Below are 19,074 nucleotides of genomic sequence, written 5' to 3' on the forward strand. Positions count from 1 at the left end.
GCCGACAACCGGGCATGCTCTAGATTCCTCGCATGCGCATCGTCGTCTCGGGAACCCACGCGAGCGGGAAGAGCACACTGATCGAAGCCTTCGCAGCCCGGCATCCCGAGTACCGCGTCCTGCCCGACCCGTTCGAGGAACTCCTGGACGTCGCGCTCGGCGAGCGCGACGCGACGCTGTTCGAAGAGCAGCTCGAGATCGCCGCACGGCGTCTCGTCGCACTGCCGGCCGGCGCCGCCGTCATCGCCGAGCGCGGCCCGATCGACTTCCTCGCCTACCTCGACGCACTCGATCGTCTCGGCCGTCCGGGGCGACCGCATGGCTCGTGGGATGCCGGGATGCAGTGGGCGGCGGCCGCCGCCGCGCACATCGATCTGCTCGTCGTGCTGCCGCTCGGCGCCGATCCGGCGATCCGGGCAGGCGACGACGAGGACCTGGAGCTGCGCGAGGAGACCGACCAGGCGCTCCTCGAACTCGCCGAGGACCCCGATCTGACCGGCGCGCAGGTCATCGAGCTCGGCGGCTCGCCGGATGCCCGACTCGCAGAGCTGGAGCGCGTGCTCCGCGACGCGCGCTGACGACCGGGGCCGGTCGTGCGTGAGCATCATTTCGTCGGTGGGTTGACGGAAAAAATTGGTCCGGTCGATGCTGGCCTCTCGCACGTTCGTGTCTCGAGGAGGAGAAGCAATGATCCGTTACCGCTCCGCGCCGGCGGCGATCGCAGTCGCGGCCGCCCTGGCGCTCGCAATGACTCCAGGAGGTGCTGCATCGGCGGCATCGTCGGGCTCGACGCAGCAGCCGGCGGCGACCTCGACGGTCGCCGCCGGTGTCGACGTCGCCCGAGACGCCGTCGCCACTGCATCGTCCGTCGAGCTGGACCAGGACCGCTTCGCGGCGGCGCTCGTGAACGACGGTGATCCGTCGACGCGGTGGTCGTCGAAGTACATCGACGGCAGCTGGCTGCAGCTCGCGCTGGCGAAGCCGTCGCCCGTGCACTCGGTCGAGATCGACTGGCCGAACGCCTGCGCCCGCGCCTTCTCGCTGCAGACCTCGGTCGACGGCGTGACCTGGAAGACCGTCGCCGTGCGCACCGGTCAGACCACCTGCCCCCGCACGGACGAGATCGTCGTCGATACCGATGGGCCGGTCTCCTTCGTCCGGATGCAGGGCGCTCAGCGCTGGTCGCAGTACGGCTACTCGATCTCGGAGATTCGGGTGTGGAACGGGCCGAAGCCCGAGCCGGTGCGCGAGCTCCCGCTGGTGCCGCAGCCGGTCGATGTGCAGCGCGAGGACGGGACGTTCACACTGCCCTCCGACGCGCGGATCGAAGCGAGCGGTGCCGCCCGCGGGGCCGCCAAGGTGCTCCGCGAGGTGCTGCATCCGTCTACCGGGTACAGGCTGCCCGTGGTGGCATCCGATCCCGCAGTCGAGTCCGCGATCGAGATCGAGGTCGCCGACGGGCTCGCGCCGGCCGGTCACGCGGAGGAGGGATACGTGCTCGACGTCGACGCCGACGGTGTCCGCATCGGCGCCGACACCGCGGCGGGCGCGCTCAACGGAGTGCAGACGCTTCGTCAGCTGCTTCCCGCCTGGTCGGAGTCTGGCACCAGGACGGACATCGCCTGGACCGTGCCGTACGTCGCCATCGAGGACTACCCGCGCTTCGCACACCGCGGCCTCATGGTCGACACCGCCCGCAGCTTCTACACGGTCGACGAGATCAAGCGGCTCATCGACTCGGCGGCTCCGCTCAAGCTGAACCGCCTGCACCTGCACCTCACCGACGACCAGGGCTGGAGGATCGCGATGGACACCCCCGCCGAGAATCCCTCCGGAATCGACTACGGCCTGCTCACCGAGGTGAGCGGGGCCACGGCGATGACCTACAACGCCGCGGGCCAGCTGATGGGCACGGAGCTCGGACACACGGGCTTCTACACGAAGGACGACTACCGCAGCATCGTCGACTACGCAGCACGCAACGGGATGACGGTGATCCCGGAGGTCGACCTGCCCGGGCACACCAACGCCGCACTGCACGCCATTCCGCAGCTGAACTCGGCGGGCTCGTTCCCGAAGCCGGCACCGGGCAGCGGCACCGCGCCGCACCAGGGCACGGGGGATGTGGGACGCTCGACCTTCGACTCCGAGAACGACGCGACGTACGAGTTCATCGCCACCGTGCTGCGCCAGCTCGCCGAGCTGACCCCCGGGCAGTACCTGCACATCGGCGGTGACGAGGCGCACACCACCGGTCATGACGACTACGTGAAGATGGTCGACTTCGCCAACGCCCAGGTCGCCGCGCTCGGGAAGACCGTCGTGGGGTGGAACGAGTACGCCGGGACCGACCTGCCGCAGGACGACGCCGTCGTGCAGTTCTGGAACGGTGGTGGCGCCGCCGTCGCCTCCGCGGTGAAGGATCACGGTGCCAAGGTCATCATGTCGCCGGCGAGCAGGACCTACTACCCCCAGAAGCAGGATGCCAGGCAGACTGCCGGCGGAACCTGGGCCTGCGGCGGGCCGTGCACGCTGGAGAACGCGTACAACTGGAACCCCGCGACCCAGATCGCCGGAGTCGGCGAGAACGACGTTCTCGGCGTCGAGGGCGCTTTCTGGGGCGAGTTCATCCGCGGTGTGGACCAGGCGCAGTTCTTCACCTTCCCGCGCCTGCTCGCGACGGCCGAGACCGGCTGGACCCCGCAGGGTGAGAAGAACACCGCAGAGTTCCTGCAGCGGGTGGCGGACAGTGGGCCACGCCTGGCGGCGCAGGGCGTGAACTTCTTCCCGACCGCCACAGTCGACTGGGCGGTGTCCGCCGCGCCGCGCGTGACCGTGTCGAACGCGCTGAACTCCGCACCGGGATCGAACGCACGGGCCACGGTCACGCTGAAGTGGCGGATCGCAGCGCCGGGGACCAAGAGCGGTGACGTCACCGCCCGGATCGTCTGGGCGGACGGCACCACCGCGGATGTGCCGCTCACCGCGGACGGCACCACCGACATCGCCGCGATGACGCTGAACCCGCTGTACAGCGGAGAGACGCAGCGCAAGGTGTCGACGGCGGGCGACTACGCCGCCCAGCTCGAGGTGTCCGTGGCGGGGCAGAAGGTCTCGACCACGGCGATCTCGGTCGCGGTGCCCGGAGCCCGCTGAGGTGAGAACAAGGGGGTGCGGAGCCGGCTCGGCTCCGCACCTCTTCGTCTTTTTGGACCGTTACGCGACCTTTATCTCCCCTATTTATGTCGGTGGGTTGTCGGAATAAATCGGCGCCCATAGCGTGGCCTCATGCCACAGCCCACCGGAGTGCAAGCGCTCGTCCGCCGGACCCACGAGGACAGAGTCCTCCAAGTGCTGCGCGAGCATGGCGGCCTCACCCGCGGCGAGCTCGCCGCGCACATCGGACTGTCGCGCACGACACTCTCCGAGATCACCGCGAGCCTCCTCGCACGCGGGGTCATCTCGGTCAGCTCGCCCAGCGAGCCCCTGCCCGGCCGGGGGCGCCCCGCCGAGACTCTGCAGCTCGATCCGTCGGCCGGTCAGTACATCGGCGTCGACTTCCGGCACAGTGTCGTACGGGTCGCCGTCGCGAACGCCGCCCGGGAGCTGATCGCGTCGGATGTCGCAGGCTACGAGAGCACCCAGGGGTGGGACGGTCGCCTTACCGTCGCCCTGCAGCTGATCGAGGAGATGCCCCGCCGCCACGGAGTGCACCTGAGCAGCGTGCTCGGCGTGGCGGTCGGGCTGCCGGGGCCCTTCTCCCCGCGGGTTCCGCGGGACGAGTCCGAACCCATCGCGGAGGCCCGCCGTGCCGGCGCCGAGCGCGTCCGCGCGGCGTTCCGCCACAGGTTCGGCACCGAGGTGATCCTCGACAACAACACCCGGCTCGCCGCGCTCGCCGAAGCAGCATGGCGGCCGACGGAGGGCGTCGGCGATCTGCTGTACATCCGGCTCTCCTACGGCATCGGCGGGGGCCTGGTGATCGACGGCCGCCTCGTCGCCGGCTCGACGGGTCTCGCCGGCGAGTTCGGCCATCTGCCCGTCGGCGACGCCTCCGCCCCCTGCCGGTGCGGCAAGCGCGGATGCCTGGAGACGATCGCCTCGATCGACGCCATCCTCGACGCATGCCGTGAGGCCGGCGTCCAGGTCGGGACCCTCGCAGACGTCGAGCAGGCCGCGGCGAAGGGCGACCCGCTGGTCCTCGGCGTGCTGCGCGCCGCGGGCAGTGCCGTCGGCAAGGTGCTCGGCTCCCTCGCCGTGGCGCTGAACCCCGCCGAGATCGTGATCGGCGGAGAGGTCGCCATGGCCTCCGACGTCATCGTCGCGCAGATCGCCGAGACCGTGACCTACGAGCTCCTCCCCGTCGGACAGTACGGCCCCCTGATCAGGCGCACCGATCTGGGCGACGAGGGCGGCGCGATCGGCGGGATCATCGCCCTGCTGCGTCGCACCCCATTGCTGACCGACTACCCGAACACCGCGCCATCCGACGCCCCGCCCGAGGGCACGACACGAAGGACCCCGATCATGACGACCCCCGCATACCGAGGAGGGCGACGATGAGCACCATCTCGCGCACAGCACCGCCCGAGACGGCGACGTCGACGATGGCGGCGCCGGCGACCCGGCGCCGGAGGAAGGCGGCGTTCGGACGCCCTCCCGTCCTGCTGACGACGATCAGCATCATCGTCGGCATCGGCATCTGGTGGCTGCTCTCGCTCGCCGGCTTCCGCCTGCCGACTCCGCCGGAGGTCGTCACCCGGTTCGGCGAACTCCTCGCCGACGGCACCCTGGTCACCGACCTGCTCGCCAGCCTCACGCGCGTGCTGATCGGCTTCCTGCTCGGCTCGATCGCCGCGATCCCGGTGGGCTTCCTGATGGGCTGGTACGCCTGGGCGCGCGGCCTCATCGACCCGTGGATCCAGTTCTTCCGCATGATCCCGCCGCTCGCGCTCATCCCGCTCGCGATCGTGCTGCTCGGCATCGGTGAGGAGCCGAAGATCCTGGTGATCTTCCTGGCCGCGTTCTTCTCCTGTGTGGTCTCCACCTTCCAGGGCGTCGTGAACGTCGACCGCACGCTCATCAACGCGGCGCGCGTGCTCGGCGCGAAGGACGGCGCCATCTTCATCCGGGTCGTGGTGCCGGCATCCGTGCCCTTCATCCTTGTCGGCATGCGCGTCGGCCTCGGCGCCTCCTGGGCGACCCTGGTCGCCGCCGAGCTGATCGCCGCGCAGGCCGGTCTCGGCTACCGGATGCAGCAGGCGCAGATCTACTACGACCTGCCGACGATCTTCGTCGGCCTCATCGTCATCGGCGTCTTCGGTCTCGTGATGGACCGCCTGCTGCTGCTGGCCGAACGCAAGCTCACAGGATGGCAGGAGCGCCGATGAACACCTCGACAGCGACCGACGCGCGCATCAGCGTGCAGAACGTGACCAAGACCTTCGACCTCAAGGGCGAGAGCTTCGTCGCCCTCGACGGGGTGTCGCTGGATGTCGCCGACAACGAGTTCGTCACGGTCGTCGGCCCATCGGGCTGCGGCAAGTCGACGCTCATGAACATCCTCGCCGGTCTCGACGAGCCGACGTCCGGCGAGGCGCTGGTCGACGGCGTGCGGGTGGACGGCCCCGGTCCCGACCGCGGCGTGATCTTCCAGCAGTACGCACTCTTCCCGTGGCTCACCGTGCGCAAGAACGTCGAGTTCGGCCTGAAGACCGCCGGCCTCCCCGCGGCGGAGCGCCGGGAGCGCGCGCAGCACTTCATCGATCTCGTCGGCCTCACCGAGTTCGCCGATGCTCTGCCGAAGATGCTCTCCGGCGGCATGAAGCAGCGCTGCGCGATCGCCCGCGCGTACGCGGTGAACCCCAGCATCCTGCTGATGGACGAGCCGTTCGGTGCCCTCGACGCACTCACCCGCGTCACTCTGCAGGAGCAGCTGCTCGAGACCTGGAGCGCCGACAAGCGCACCGTGATGTTCATCACGCACGACGTCGACGAGGCGGTCTTCCTCGCGAACCGCGTCATCGTGATGGCCGCCCGGCCGGGACGCATCTACGAGATCGTCGACGTCGATCTGCCCTACCCGCGCACCGAGGAGATGCGGCTCAGCCCCGAGTTCGCCGCCCTCCGCAACCGCGTCTGGAACGCGGTCTACCACCAGACCCCCGGCCACCGTGCCACCACCGCCGTCGCCTGACGGCTCTGATGATGAGGAACACCATGACCCGATCGATCCGCGCGCGCGGCACCGCTGCCGCCGCCGCTCTCATCGTGGCCGCGCTGGCTCTGGCCGGCTGTTCGGCCTCCGCCTCCGGAGACAAGGGGGATGCCGGCTCCGGCGAGGACTCGCCCAAGGTCCGCTTCGGCTACATCGCCGACTTCAACGGCGCCAGCCTGCTCGCCATCGCCGACGACCAGGACCTGTGGAAGAAGCACGGCCTGGAGGTCGAGACCCCGGTCTTCACCAACGGCCCGCTGCAGATCCAGGCGCTCGGCACGAACGACCTCGACTTCGGCTACATCGGCCCCGGTGCGATGTGGCTGCCGGCGTCCGGCCAGGCACAGGTCGCGTCGATCAACAGCCTCGGCAACGCGGACCGTGTGATCGCCCAGCCCGGAATCGACTCGATCGAGGAGCTGAAGGGCAAGAAGGTCGCCGTGCCGGAGGGCACCTCAGGCGACATGATCCTCACGATGGCGCTGAAGTCGGCCGGCATGACGATCGACGATGTGCAGAAGGTCGCGATGGATCCGTCGACCGTCGTCGCGGCGTTCTCGTCGGGCCAGGTGGATGCCGCGGGCATCTGGTACCCGCTCATCGACACCATCGAGAAGCAGGTGCCCGACCTGGAGATCCTCGCCGAGAACGAGGACTTCTCCGACGAGGTGGCCTTCCCCAGCGCCTTCGTGGCCAACCCGGCCTTCACGAAGGAGCACCCGGAGACCACCGAGAAGGTGCTGGCCGTGCTGCGCGACGCGATGGACTACCGCGCGGAGAACCTCGACGACACCGTGAAGATCACCGCGACCATGCTCAAGGGCGACCCCGCGGCGTTCGCCTCGGACGCGAAGAACGCCAAGTACCTGACCTCGTCCGAGCTGGACTCGCTCACCGAGGACGGCACCGTGGCGACCTGGCTGACGGGCCTGAACGAGTACTTCGTGTCGGCCGGAAAGCTCAAGGAGGCGACCGACGCCTCGACCTACTACCTCGGTGACGCGTTCGTCGCAGCCGGGAAGAAGTAGGACCACGATCGGCCACCGGCCGCGGGACACCGCGGCCGGTGGCGCCAGCCCGCCCTGCGCACGAGCGCACCTCCGACGAATGAGAAGCATGACCTCCCAGCAGAAACGTCCGAACATCGTCGTGATCCTCACGGATGATCACGCCTCGCATGCGATCAGCGCGTACGGGTCGGTGGTCAACCGCACCCCGCGCATCGATGAGATCGCCGGTGCGGGGGTGCGGTTGGAGAACTGCTTCTGCACGAATGCGCTGTGCACGCCGTCGCGGGCATCGATCCTGACCGGTACGTACAGTCACGTGAACGGGGTGACGACGCTGGAGACCCCGATCGATGCGTCGCAGCCGACGTTCGTGTCGGCGCTCCGGGAGGCGGGGTATCGCACCGGGATCGTGGGCAAGTGGCACATGGGCGAGGGGCCCGGGCATGACCCGGAGGGGTTCGACTACTGGGCGGTGCTGCGCGACCAGGGCGAGTACTTCGACCCGCAGATCCTCACCGAGGACGGCGTGGAGATCGTCCCCGGGTACGCCACCGACGTGATCACGGATCTGTCGCTGGGCTGGCTGGAGTCGCTGGCGGGTGAGGAGCCGTGGTGTCTGCTGATCCACCACAAGGCGCCGCATCGGCCGTGGGAGCCGGATGAGAAGCACCGTGGCATGTATGCGCAGGGTCAGATCCCGCTGCCGGCGACGTTCGACGACGACTACGCGACGCGCGGGTCTGCGGCGCATCGCGCGGCGATGCGGATCGCCGATCACCTCACCCTGACGGATCTGAAGGTGGCGCCGCCCGAGGGGCTTACATACGAGCAGGCGGCGGTGTGGAAGTACCAGCGGTACATGGAGGACTACCTGGCGTGCGTGGCGTCGGTGGACGACAACGTCGGCCGGGTGATCGACTGGCTGCGCGAGCGGGACGTGTTCGATGACACCCTGTTGATGTACACGTCGGATCAGGGGTTCTTCCTGGGCGACCACGGCTGGTTCGACAAGCGGTTCATGTACGACGAGTCGCTGCGGATGCCGCTGGTGATCAGCTGTCCGTCCCGCATCCCCGCCCGGCAGGAGCCGATGGGTCAGATCGTGACGAACGTGGACTTCGCGCAGACGATCCTGGACGCGGCGGGAGTGGATCCGCACCCTCGGATGCAGGGGGTGAGCGTCTGGCCGCAGCTGACCGACGATCCCGACGCCCCGACGCGGGACGCGATGTACTACCGGTACTTCGAGAACGACGACATCAACCATCACGCCTTCGCGCACTACGGCATCCGCACGGAGCGGTACAAGCTGATCTACTTCTACAACGACGGGATGGGCCTGCCCGGGTCCTCGGGCCACACCTACCCGCCGGAGTGGGAGCTGTACGACCTGGAGGCCGACCCCGAGGAGCTGCACAACATCTACCTCGACCCGGCGTACCTCGAACTGCGCGAAGAGCTCAAGGCGAGGCTGTGGCGTCTGCAGGCCGAACTGCTGGACACCCCGCATCCGTCCCAGCCCGCGCCCGAGCGTCTCGCGATCAGCGCCGGGTGAGAAAGGGCGCGGTCTGGGCGGGACGCTCCGGAGCCTTTTCGCCGGAGCGTCCCGGAAGAATTAGCGCAACCATTGACGAATTTGTTAACCGTCCGTATCGTACGATGCACCGCGTGTTTGCGAAAACATTCCAGCGAAGGTGACCTCGATGATGAGAACTCCGAAGTACGTCCGCCGACTTTCAGCCGGTGGGGCGGTGGTCGTGACCGGCCTCGCGCTCTTCCTCGCCGCACCCGGGTCTCCGGCCGTCGGCGCATCCGCCGGCGCGGCAGCTGATGGGGTGAACGTCGCTCTGGCGTCCGCCGGCGGCAAGGTGACCGCGACGGGGCAGGAGGTCGCAGGGCAGTGGGGTCCGGCGCTCGTCATCGACGGTGTCAAGAACCCCGGTGCGGCGTCGCGCGACCAGTCCCGCTGGTCATCGAACACGGCCGACGACGCCGCGGTCACGGTCGAGCTCGCGCAGCCGACGGTGATCGACCACATCGCCATCGAGTGGGAGGCGGCCTGCGCGGCGAAGTACAAGCTGCAGGTCTCCACCGACGGCACGACCTTCGTGGATGCGACCGGCGTGATCGCCCCGGTGTGCGGCACGCGCGACGTGCAGAAGGTCACCGCCGCGGATGCCGGCACCGCCTACCGCTTCGTGCGCATGCAGAGCATCGAGCGCACCCCGATCGGCGGCCAGAAGTACGGCGTCTCGCTGTGGGAGTTCGAGGTGTGGAACGGCGCCGAACCCGTCGTCGCGACATCGCGCGCGGACTCGCTGGTGCCCCTTCCCGTCAACGTCGCGGTCGAGGACGATGCCGCTCCGTTCGTGCTCGGACGCGATTCGCGCATCGTCGCACCGGCATCCCTCGCGCCCAGCGCGAAGTTCCTCGCGAAGCTGCTGCGCGGCTCCACCGGCTTCGACGTGCCGGTCGTCGACGGCGGTGCGCGCGACGGAGACATCGTCTTCGCCGAGGGCGATGTCGACGGTTTCGCCGGCAAGGACGAGGCCTACGCGCTGAACACGAGCGCGACTGCCGTCACCCTGACCGCGCCGACCGATCAGGGCGCCTTCAACGGCGTGCAGACGCTCCGGCAGCTGTTCCCGGCTTTCGTCGAGTCCGACACCGTCGTACAGGCGGACTGGACCGCGCCGGCCGTGAGGATCACCGACGCCCCGCGCTTCTCGCACCGCGGATCGATGCTCGACGTCGCCCGCTCCTTCCTCACAGTCGATGAGGTCAAGGCGTACCTCGACTCGATGGCGGCGTTCAAGCTCGACACGCTGCACTTCCACCTGGCGGACGACCAGGGCTGGCGACTCGAGATCACCAACGAGGGCCGGGCCGCCGGTGACACCATCGACTACTCCCAGCTGACCGCCCGCTCCGGCGCGACCGCGATGACCCAGCAGGGGTTCAAGAACGAACTGGGCCGCACCGGCTACTACACGCAGGAGCAGTACAAGGACATCGTCGACTACGCCGCCGCGCTGCACATCACGGTCATCCCCGAGATCGACACCCCGTCGCACACCAACGCGGCGCTGCATGCCATCCCCGAACTGAACACCGCAGGGAGTCGTCCCGGTGTGGACGAGAGCGGGCGGGTGCCCGCCAACGGCACCGGCAACGTCGGCTACTCGACGATGGATGCGAACTCGGATGCCACGTGGGTGTTCCTCGAGCACGTGCTGAAGCAGGTCGTCGCACTCACCCCGGGGGAGTACGTCCACGTCGGCGGCGACGAGTCGCACGTCACCCCGCACGACGACTACGTCACCTTCATCACCAAGTCGGTGCAGCTCGTGCACAGCCTGGGCAAGAAGATGATGGGCTGGAACGAGGCATCCGTCGGCGGCGTGCAGGCCGATGATGCGATCCAGTACTGGGTCGGCGGCACCGCCGACACCCTCGACGCCGTGAAGAACAAGGGCGCGAAGCTGGTGCTCTCGCGCAGCAACAGCGCGTACCTCGACATGAAGTACAACAGCAAGACGCCGATCGGGCTGACCTGGGCGGGCATCGGCGACTTCCCGGCGTACTACAACTGGGATCCGGCAGGCGTCGTCACCGACGGCGGCCAGAAGCTGCCCGACGAGTACATCCTCGGCGTCGAGGGGCCGATGTGGGCCGAGACGATCCGCGGTGGCCAGCAGGCGGAGTTCCTCGGTTTCCCGCGCGTGATCTCGCACGCGGAGATCGGCTGGACCCCGCAGGCACAGCGCGACGTCACGGACTTCACCACGCGGATGGCCTCGGTCGGCGAGCGACTGCTCGCGATGAACACCAACTTCTACGACGGCGCCGCCACGAAGTGGGAGTGGTCCGCGGCCGGGCTGCCGGTCGCCGTCTCGCCTGGTCACGACGTGTCGCTCACCGTGGCGAAGGTCGCCGCCCCTGGTACGAAGGCCGATCAGGGCGGCACCGGGATCGCAGTGGACGCCGTCGACGACGCCGACGGCGTCAGCGCCTCCGCACTGCAGGGCACGGTCACCGCAACCGTCGACTGGGGCGACGGCAGCGAGCCGACCGCCGCGACGTTCCGCACGTCGGAGGAGCGGAACTCGCTGCGCGCAGCCGGGCTCTACGAGGTGCGCGGCACGCACGCCTACGCGGCGGCCGGCACCTATCGGGGCACGGTGACGTTCTCGGATGGCACGTCGACGTCGTTCACGTCGACGGTCGCGGCCGGCACTCCCGACCCCTCCGATCCCGCGCCGTGGGACTCCTCCGTGACACCGAAGATCGACGTCGCCGCCAAAGTGGATGCCGGTGATCGTCTGCCCGGAACGCTGAGCGGCTTCGAGCCCGGGTCGTACGTGGAGATCTCGATCGGAGATCGCCTGCTCGGAACGGTCCGGCCCGACGTGAAGGGTGAGTTCGCCCTCTCTCTTCCGGTGGTGCCCGAGACCTACAGCGGAACCTATCCGGTGACCGCGAAGGTCGGTGAGCGCACGGCATCCGACGAGGTCGTCGTCTCGTCGCACCTGGTGCCGCTGCAGAACCGCATCGACACCACCGAGCTGTCCCTGGCCGGCGTCGACTCCGAGGAGACCGTCGGCGAACAGGCCGGCGGCGCCAAGGCGATCGACGGCGACCCCGCCACCTTCTGGCACACCCAGTGGCAGGGTGCGAGCCCTGCCTACCCGCACTGGATCACGATCGACCTCGGCGCCGAGTACGACGTCACCGGGTTCGGGTACACCCAGCGCGGCGGCCAGTCGAACGGCCGGATGAAGGACTACGAGGTCTACGTGAGCGACTCGCCCGACGAGTTCGGCGAGCCCGTGCAGACCGGCTCGTTCCTCGACCTCAATCGCGAGCAGGTGTTCGAGTTCGCCGCGCCCGCGCGCGGGCGCTACCTGAAGCTGGTCGGCACCTCGTCGATCAACGGCAACGCGTTCGGCGGCGCCGCCGAGATCAGCGTCGGGGGCGTCGAACCGGGCACGGAAGAGCCCACGCTCGCACTCGGGGCGACCGAGATCGCCTCCGGTGCATCGCTGCCACTGGTGGCATCCGGTCTTGCAGCTGATACGGCGACCACCGTGCAGCTGATCCAGGTCGCGGCGCCTCGGGGTGCGAAGCCGGCGAAGCCCGTGACGCTGGCCGACGGGGTCAGGACCGACGCCGACGGGCAGCTCGACATCGAGGTGACCGTTCCGCGCAAGGTCAAGGGCGGTGACTACCTCGTGGTCGTCACCCAGATCGTGGACGGAGTGACCACCGAGCTCCGCGCGGATCTGACCGTGAAGCCGAAGAACGCGAAGGGCTGATGGTGCGAGCACGCGGGCAGGGATGGATGAGTCGTGCAGGACGCACGGTCTTGATAGGGTCGCTCGCTGTGGCGATGGTCGGCAGCGCGGTGGCACTGACGGCCTCCACGGCACCCTCGGCCACCGCCGCATCGAAGCCGGCAGTCGTGCCGTTCCCCGGCAATGACGGCGCGCCCCATCGGGTGACCTGGGACGAGCACTCCTTCAAGGTCGACGGAGAGCGGCTGAACATCTGGTCGGGTGAGTTCCACTACTGGCGGCTGCCGGCACCGGAGCAGTGGCGCGATCTCCTGCAGAAGCTGAAGGGCGCGGGGTTCAACGCGGTCTCGCTGTACTTCTTCTGGGGTCTGCACCAGTCCGAGCGCGGCGGAGAGTTCGACTTCTCCGGCATCCGGGACGTCGACAGGCTGCTCACCATGGCCGAGGAGGAAGGGCTGTACGTCATCGCCCGGCCCGGTCCGTACATCAACGCCGAGATCTCGATGGGCGGTCTGCCCGCCTACATGACGAATGTGAACACGCCGCTGCGCGGGTCGGAGGACCCGCAGGTGCTCGCGGACTCGAAGGCCTGGCTGAGCGCGGTCGATGCGATCATCTCGAAGCACCAGGTCACCGACGGGGGCGGCTCGGTGCTGATGTACCAGGTCGAGAACGAGCTGCTCAGCGACAGCCCCGCGCGCAAGAGGTTCCTCACAGACCTGACCGCGAGCGTCAAGGCGGACGGCATCACCGTGCCGGTCTTCCACAACGACTGGGGCATGGGCGGCCGATTCCGCGACGTCGACACCTACGGACTCGACTTCTACGCGTACGACAACTACCCGTTGGGCTTCAACTGCGGCGCCCAGCGCAACCGGATCGGCGAGTCGGAGACCGCGTTCCGCGCGATCGCCCCCGACACCCCGCAGTTCATCACCGAGTCGCAGGGCGGCGCCTTCACTCCCTGGGGCGCGGCCTTCGACACCGAGAAGTGCTACGAGTACACCGACGAGGGGTTCACCCGGCAGTGGGGAGCGCGCAACGTCGGCAACGGGGTGACCGCGTACAACTCGTACATGGCCTTCGGCGGCACGAACTGGGGCTGGACCGGCTCACCGTCATCCGGGTTCACCAGTTATGACTACGGTGCGGCGCTGAACGAGGACCGCACGATCACTCCGAAGTTCTCCGCGCAGAAGGAGATCGGGTACTACCTGCAGGCGGTGCCCGACCTCGCCTCCATGCGCCCTCTGACCGCACCGACCGCGGACGTCGCATCCGGCAGCGCCGTGCAGTCGTATCAGCGCATCGCAACGGATGACGATGCCGCATCCGCCACCGAGGACGGCAGCACGCGCTTCCTCGGGTTCCGGCTTGCCGACTCGAACGACACGACGAAGACCGACTTCGCCTTCCCGCTGATCCTCGGCGCGGCGGATGACGGGAACGACTCCGGAATCATCACCACCGACGACCGCGACTCCGTCGTGACGTACACCGGCGCCTGGAAGCAGGTCGCCGACGGCGGGGCGAGCGGCGGCACGCTCAGCACCTCGGCGGACGCCGGTGCCAGGGCCTCGTTCACGTTCACCGGCACGTCCGTGAAGGTGGTGACGTCCACCGGAACCGACCACGGCACCGCACGCGTCACCATCGACGGCGTGGACAGGGGCACGTTCGACTCGCACGTCGACACCGACCAGAACAAGCCGGTGCAGCAGGTGTCCTTCGAGGCGAACGACCTCGCTCCCGGGACGCACACCATCGTGATCGAGAACCTCGGCACCCCCGTCGCCGGCGGCGACGGGACCGTCATCGCGATCGATGCATTCCAGGTGCCCGACGACGCCAGGACCCAGTGGAACGACGACAGCGACCGGATCCGGTTCACCGGCTCGTGGGAGCACGCCAGCGGCAAGAACTGGACGGCAGGCGACATCGGCGGCGACGAGACCTTCTCGGCGAAGGCCGGCGACTCGTACGAGTTCACCTTCACGGGCGCGGGCTTCGAGTTGATCGGGCCGCACTCCGAGAACCACGGGCCGGCCGAGGTGTACATCGACGGCGAGAAGGCGGGACGGACCGTCGAGCAGACCACGTCCTCGGCGCAGCCGCAGAAGGTGCTGTTCGCGAAGCGCGACCTCGCCTACGGCGAGCACACCGTGAAGGTCGTCGTCACCGGCGAGAGCTTCGAGGGCTCGACGGGAGCGTTCCACTCGATCGACGCCGTGAACCTCTACCGTGACGCCGACACCGGCAGCGCGATCCCCGAGGGGAAGGTCGGCTGGGAGCGGGTGCCGCAGAAGGAGGGCACCTCGCTCACGCTGCACGGGCGCGACGCCCTCATGCTGACCGCCGACACCCGCATCGGGGGTCACGCGCTCTACTACACGACCAGTCAGCTCTTCGGAGCTCCGCTCGAGCGGCGCGGGGGTGTCGTGCAGTACGCGATCGGCTACGCCGGCGACGACGGCGAGACGGTGCTGCACTACGACGCCGCACCGAAGGTGACGCTGCCCGATGGGGTCGAGAAGACCTGGGACGCCGCGCGCGGCGAGCTGCGCCTGAACTACGTGCACGGCGCTCCGGCGGACATCATCGTCGACGACGGCGCCTCGGTTCTCACGCTGCGCGTGATGGATCGCGAGCACGCCGCGACCGTGTGGTTCATCGACGGCGGCGACCGGGGCACGGTCGCGGTCGAGGGCGCCTACCTGCCGCGCGGGGTGCAGTTCCGCGGAGCCGTCGCGATGCTGACGGGATCGATGGAGGATGCCGGCTCGCTGCGCATCGACGTGCCGGACGGCATCAGGCAGGTGCGCTGGAACACCACGACGGCCTCGGCCTCCCGGGGTATCGCCACGGTGGCCGCCCCGGGCCCGAAGGCCGTCGCGGCTCCGAAGCTGACTTGGGTCACGGCATCCGACGATGCCGAAGCGGAGCCGTCCTTCGACGACTCGGGGTGGACGTCAGCCGACGACACCGCGGGGTCCACGCGCTGGCAGGGGCCGGGCGGCAACCAGAAGGTCGTGCTCGACTCCAACCACTACGGCTTCTACGAGGGGTCGGTCTGGTACCGCGCGCACTACACCGCGGCGCAGGACGGCGGCACGCTGAGGCTCCAGGGCAACGGCGGCAGCGGCCAACCGGGGCACGGCAAGGCGCCCGCATTCATGCAGGTCTGGGTGAACGGCGTGTACGCCGGTTCGCCGCGGGCAGCAGGCGGGTGGCAGGACGTCGCAGTGCCCGCAGGGGCGGTGAAGGCCGGTGAGGATGTCGTCGTCTCCGTGCTCGTGAACAACCTCGGGCAGAACCTGGACTGGTCCGACGACGGACTCTCGCGCCAGAACCGCGGCCTGTACGACGCCGTGCTCACCAACGGGTCGAACGCGGTCGACTGGAGGATCGAGGGCGCCACGGCGGCCGAGGCCGACCCGGTGCGCACGATCTACAACAACGGCGGGCTCTCCGGCGAGCGCAAGGGCTGGCACCTGGCCGGCTTCGACGACAAGGGCTGGAAGGCCGCATCGTCGCTGGTGGCCGACGCACCCGGTGTGGACTGGTACCGCTCGTCGTTCACGCTCGACGTCCCCAAGGGACAGGACACGACGTTCCGGCTGACCCTGAACTCGCCGAAGTTCGATGCCGGGCGCACCGACGGGTCGCAGGCGACGATCTTCGTGAACGGCTGGAACACCGGCGTCTACATCGGCGACATCGGACCGCAGAAGCAGTTCACGATCCCGAGCGCGTTTCTGAACATGCGCGGCGACAACGAGATCTCCATCGCCGTGTCCGCGAAGGCCGAGGGCATGGGACCGGAGTCGGTCACCCTCGAGGCCGTGCACTCCACCACCGGGGGAATCGGAGGCTGACCCGATGCGAACGGGTCGGCAGGATCTCACATCCGACCGCCCCGGTCGCGTGCGCGCGATCCGTGACGTGCGCTGACGCGGGGGGTCAGCGCGCCACCGGGTCGAGCGCGTCGGTGATCCGCTTGACGATGATCCAGGCGAACGCGGCCGTCACGATCAGCAGCGCATCGCCCAGGATCGAGAACGACAGCGCTGCTGAGAAGGACTCCGGCGTCTCCGCTGCCAGGAGCTGCCGACTGGCGAACACCGACACCAGGTTCGCGGCGAGCCACAGCGCCCACCACACGCCCAGCACCGCGGGTTTCACGGCTGCGCGCGATCCCCAGACCAGGTCCTTCACGTTCTGGAAGGGCCACCACCAGTTCATGAGGGGGACGAACCACGAACCGACGTGCCATCCCTTAGAGCGCTGCAGATAGATGGGATCGACGGATGCGGCTGCACGGTACTGCCAGACGAGCCAGCAGACCGCGGCCGCGATGTACACAGCGCTCCAGGCGAGCGCCGCAGGCTGGGATGCCCGATCGTAGGCGTCCAGTGCTTCGACGCCGGCCGTCCCCGCGACGAAGGCGTCGATCGCCGCCAGGCCAGAGGCGTCCACCGCGATCGTCACCACAGACATGAGTGCGGTCGCCGCGACCAGCCAGCGGGTGGCTGCGCCGATGCTGCGCAGCGGACGCAGGACGGCCGGCTCGGGCATTGCCGGCGGCCCGCCGTATGCCGGAGGGGCGAAGGCCGGCGAGAGGTAGGCAGGACCCGCTGTCGGGGAAGGAGGAACAGGGGCCGGAGTCGGAGCAGGCGGCACCGGGGGCAGCCCGGAGGACGGCTGTCCGGGCGGCGGAGGGGGCGGGGGAACGGCGTCGCTCATGGTGATCCTCTGTGATCGTCAGGCGAGTGAAGGAAGCGAATTGCAGAACAGTATCAGGCCGGATTCACACGTCGAGCAGCCCCCGGCGGAACCCCTCCGCCACGGCCGCCGCTCGGTCGCCGACACCGAGCTTCGCGTAGATGCTCAGCAGGTGCGTCTTCACGGTCGCCTCGCTGAGGTGCAGCCGCTCCCCGGCGGCGCGGTTGGTCGCGCCGTCGGCGACGAGGCCGAGGATCTCCAGCTCCCGAGGGGTGAGCAGAGTGGCCTCCGGCGCGCGCACCCGCCCGACGAGGCGCGACGCCACCGCCGATGCCAGCACGGTCTTCCCCGCGGCGGCTCCGCGGATCGCGTCCAGCAGCTCGGCGGGCTGCGCATCCTTCAGCAGGTAACCCGCCGCCCCGGCGGCGATTGCCGGCAGCACGTCGGCGTCGGCGTCGAAGGTGGTCAGCACGACGACGCGGCTGCGGATGCCGAGCCGCGAGAACTCGCGCAGTGCGGCGACGCCGTCCATCCGCGGCATCCGAAGGTCCATCAGCACCACGTCGGGGTCGAGCACCTGAGCGAGTGAGACGGCCTCAGCGCCGTCGGATGCCTCGCCGACGACTTCGATGTCCTCCGCGGCGGAGACCATTCCGACGATCCCGTCACGCACGATCGGATGGTCGTCGACGACGAGCAGCGTGAGCGCGCTCATGCGGGCACCTCCGCGCGTACGGTCGTGCCGTGCCCGGATCGCGACTCGACCACCAGATCGCCGGACGCCGCGGCCAGCCGCTCGCGCATGGCGATGAGACCGTACCCGCCGGAGTCGGAGGTCCTGCCGACCCTCTCCACCGGGTCGAATCCGCGGCCGTCGTCGCGCACCTCGAGACGCACGGTCGCGGCCTCCATCCGCAGCTCGATCGCGACCCGCTTCGCAGCGGCGTGCCTTTCGACGTTCGCGAGCGCCTCCTGCGCGGCGCGCAGCAGCGCCACCTCGGTCTCGGTCGGCAGCGGCCGGGCCGTGCCGGTCGATGTCACTGGCGCCGGGATGCCGGTGCGTGCCGTCCACGCATCCGCGACTCCTCTCAGAGCATCCGAGAGCGAGGTCTGCTCCAGAGCGGTCGGGCGCAGCGCCTGCACCGAGCGGCGGGCCTCGGCGAGTCCGTCGCGGGCCAGCGCGAGCGCGGCATCCGTATGCCGGCGGCGCACGTCCTCGTCGCCGGTCTGCTCCGCCGCCTGCAGTTGGGTGATGATGCCGGTGAACCCCTGGGCGAGGGTGTCGTGGATCTCGCGGGCCAGGCGGGTGCGCTCGTCCTGCACGGCCGCATGGCGCAGGTTCCGCTCGGCGATGTGCAGTCCGTACGACACCCCGCACATCACAACGACGTTCAGCAGGATGACGGCGATCGTGCCGGCGACGCCGGCGGGATCGTGCCCGAAGCTCGAGCTCTGCGCGAGACCCGCCACCACGGCCGTGCCGCCGACAGCGAGCAGCTCCCAGGGCCACTCGGCGATCGAGTAGGCGAACGAGAAGGTCGCGATGGCGAGGAAGCCGAAGGTGCTGTCGCGCAGCACGAGTGCGAGGTTCAGGGCGATCGCCCCGGCCAGGAAGACGGCGATCGCCGCCGGCCGGTCCCGCCAGGCGAAGGGCAGCGTGCGCATGACCAGCACCCACAGGCCGTACCCACCGCACAGGATCAGCTCGGACACCAGCTGCGTCGGGTCGTCTCGCTGAGTGAGCAGCACATAGACGACCAGCATCCCCAGCACGATGTACGGAGCGACCGCGAGCACGGTCCGCCAGCGGGTGTCGATCACGGGCCCGACC

Annotated in this window: 12 protein-coding genes; 9 read left to right on the forward strand and 3 right to left on the reverse strand. The window is 69.3% G+C overall.

Annotated features, from left to right (window positions below):
* Positions 1-32 precede the first annotated feature (32 nt).
* From ACFVAE_RS11265 to ACFVAE_RS11305, 9 genes are all read left to right on the forward strand, one after another.
* The gene (locus ACFVAE_RS11265) at positions 33-578 is read left to right on the forward strand and encodes an AAA family ATPase (RefSeq protein WP_378891844.1); all 546 of its coding nucleotides are present in this window, start codon (positions 33-35) and stop codon (positions 576-578) included.
* A gap of 109 nt (positions 579-687) precedes the next feature.
* Entirely contained in the window at positions 688-3,156 is a 2,469-nt protein-coding gene (locus ACFVAE_RS11270) for a family 20 glycosylhydrolase (protein WP_378891846.1), read from the forward strand.
* A gap of 132 nt (positions 3,157-3,288) precedes the next feature.
* A complete protein-coding gene (locus ACFVAE_RS11275) occupies positions 3,289-4,563 on the forward strand; it encodes an ROK family protein (protein ID WP_378891848.1) in 1,275 nt (424 codons plus the stop codon).
* Positions 4,560-5,390, forward strand: coding sequence for an ABC transporter permease (locus ACFVAE_RS11280; RefSeq protein ID WP_378891851.1), 831 nt, complete (start codon positions 4,560-4,562; stop codon positions 5,388-5,390). The genes ACFVAE_RS11275 and ACFVAE_RS11280 overlap by 4 nt, the downstream gene beginning before the upstream one ends.
* The gene (locus tag ACFVAE_RS11285) at positions 5,387-6,196 is read left to right on the forward strand and encodes an ABC transporter ATP-binding protein (RefSeq protein ID WP_378891854.1); all 810 of its coding nucleotides are present in this window, start codon (positions 5,387-5,389) and stop codon (positions 6,194-6,196) included. Before ACFVAE_RS11280 ends, ACFVAE_RS11285 begins: the two co-directional genes overlap by 4 nt.
* A gap of 23 nt (positions 6,197-6,219) precedes the next feature.
* Positions 6,220-7,245 carry an aliphatic sulfonate ABC transporter substrate-binding protein gene (locus tag ACFVAE_RS11290; RefSeq protein ID WP_378891857.1) on the forward strand — a complete coding sequence of 342 codons (1,026 nt, stop codon included), beginning with the start codon at positions 6,220-6,222 and terminating at the stop codon, positions 7,243-7,245.
* A gap of 88 nt (positions 7,246-7,333) precedes the next feature.
* Positions 7,334-8,782: a sulfatase gene (locus ACFVAE_RS11295; RefSeq protein ID WP_378891860.1), complete on the forward strand. Its 1,449-nt coding sequence runs from the start codon at positions 7,334-7,336 to the stop codon at positions 8,780-8,782.
* A 148-nt stretch (positions 8,783-8,930) separates the two neighbouring features.
* Positions 8,931-12,542, forward strand: coding sequence for a family 20 glycosylhydrolase (locus ACFVAE_RS11300; RefSeq protein WP_378891863.1), 3,612 nt, complete (start codon positions 8,931-8,933; stop codon positions 12,540-12,542).
* Positions 12,543-12,616: 74 nt separating this feature from the next.
* Positions 12,617-16,396, forward strand: coding sequence for a beta-galactosidase (locus ACFVAE_RS11305; protein WP_378893552.1), 3,780 nt, complete (start codon positions 12,617-12,619; stop codon positions 16,394-16,396).
* A gap of 85 nt (positions 16,397-16,481) precedes the next feature.
* Here ACFVAE_RS11305 and ACFVAE_RS11310 read toward each other — a convergent pair whose 3' ends face one another.
* From ACFVAE_RS11310 to ACFVAE_RS11320, 3 genes are all read right to left on the reverse strand, one after another.
* A complete protein-coding gene (locus ACFVAE_RS11310) occupies positions 16,482-17,096 on the reverse strand; it encodes a DUF4328 domain-containing protein (RefSeq protein WP_378891866.1) in 615 nt (204 codons plus the stop codon).
* Positions 17,097-17,328: 232 nt separating this feature from the next.
* Positions 17,329-17,958 carry a response regulator gene (locus tag ACFVAE_RS11315; protein WP_378891868.1) on the reverse strand — a complete coding sequence of 210 codons (630 nt, stop codon included), beginning with the start codon at positions 17,956-17,958 and terminating at the stop codon, positions 17,329-17,331.
* The gene (locus ACFVAE_RS11320; protein ID WP_378891871.1) at positions 17,955-19,064 is read right to left on the reverse strand and encodes a sensor histidine kinase; all 1,110 of its coding nucleotides are present in this window, start codon (positions 19,062-19,064) and stop codon (positions 17,955-17,957) included. Before ACFVAE_RS11320 ends, ACFVAE_RS11315 begins: the two co-directional genes overlap by 4 nt.
* Between the last annotated feature and the right edge of the window lie 10 nt (positions 19,065-19,074).

This window comes from Microbacterium sp. NPDC057659, from assembly GCF_042799915.1.
Taxonomy (GTDB): domain Bacteria; phylum Actinomycetota; class Actinomycetes; order Actinomycetales; family Microbacteriaceae; genus Microbacterium.

Excerpts from the sequence above, each read along its gene's own strand:
- ACFVAE_RS11280 (WP_378891851.1), top strand. The coding sequence starts at position 4,560 with ATGAGCACCATCTCGCGCACAGCACCGCCCGAGACGGCGACGTCGACG.
- ACFVAE_RS11275 (WP_378891848.1), top strand. The coding sequence starts at position 3,289 with ATGCCACAGCCCACCGGAGTGCAAGCGCTCGTCCGCCGGACCCACGAG.
- ACFVAE_RS11310 (WP_378891866.1), bottom strand. The coding sequence starts at position 17,096 with ATGCCCGAGCCGGCCGTCCTGCGTCCGCTGCGCAGCATCGGCGCAGCC.
- ACFVAE_RS11315 (WP_378891868.1), bottom strand. The coding sequence starts at position 17,958 with ATGAGCGCGCTCACGCTGCTCGTCGTCGACGACCATCCGATCGTGCGT.
- ACFVAE_RS11270 (WP_378891846.1), top strand. The coding sequence starts at position 688 with ATGATCCGTTACCGCTCCGCGCCGGCGGCGATCGCAGTCGCGGCCGCC.
- ACFVAE_RS11295 (WP_378891860.1), top strand. The coding sequence starts at position 7,334 with ATGACCTCCCAGCAGAAACGTCCGAACATCGTCGTGATCCTCACGGAT.
- ACFVAE_RS11290 (WP_378891857.1), top strand. The coding sequence starts at position 6,220 with ATGACCCGATCGATCCGCGCGCGCGGCACCGCTGCCGCCGCCGCTCTC.
- ACFVAE_RS11265 (WP_378891844.1), top strand. The coding sequence starts at position 33 with ATGCGCATCGTCGTCTCGGGAACCCACGCGAGCGGGAAGAGCACACTG.
- ACFVAE_RS11285 (WP_378891854.1), top strand. The coding sequence starts at position 5,387 with ATGAACACCTCGACAGCGACCGACGCGCGCATCAGCGTGCAGAACGTG.
- ACFVAE_RS11300 (WP_378891863.1), top strand. The coding sequence starts at position 8,931 with ATGATGAGAACTCCGAAGTACGTCCGCCGACTTTCAGCCGGTGGGGCG.
- ACFVAE_RS11305 (WP_378893552.1), top strand. The coding sequence starts at position 12,617 with ATGGTCGGCAGCGCGGTGGCACTGACGGCCTCCACGGCACCCTCGGCC.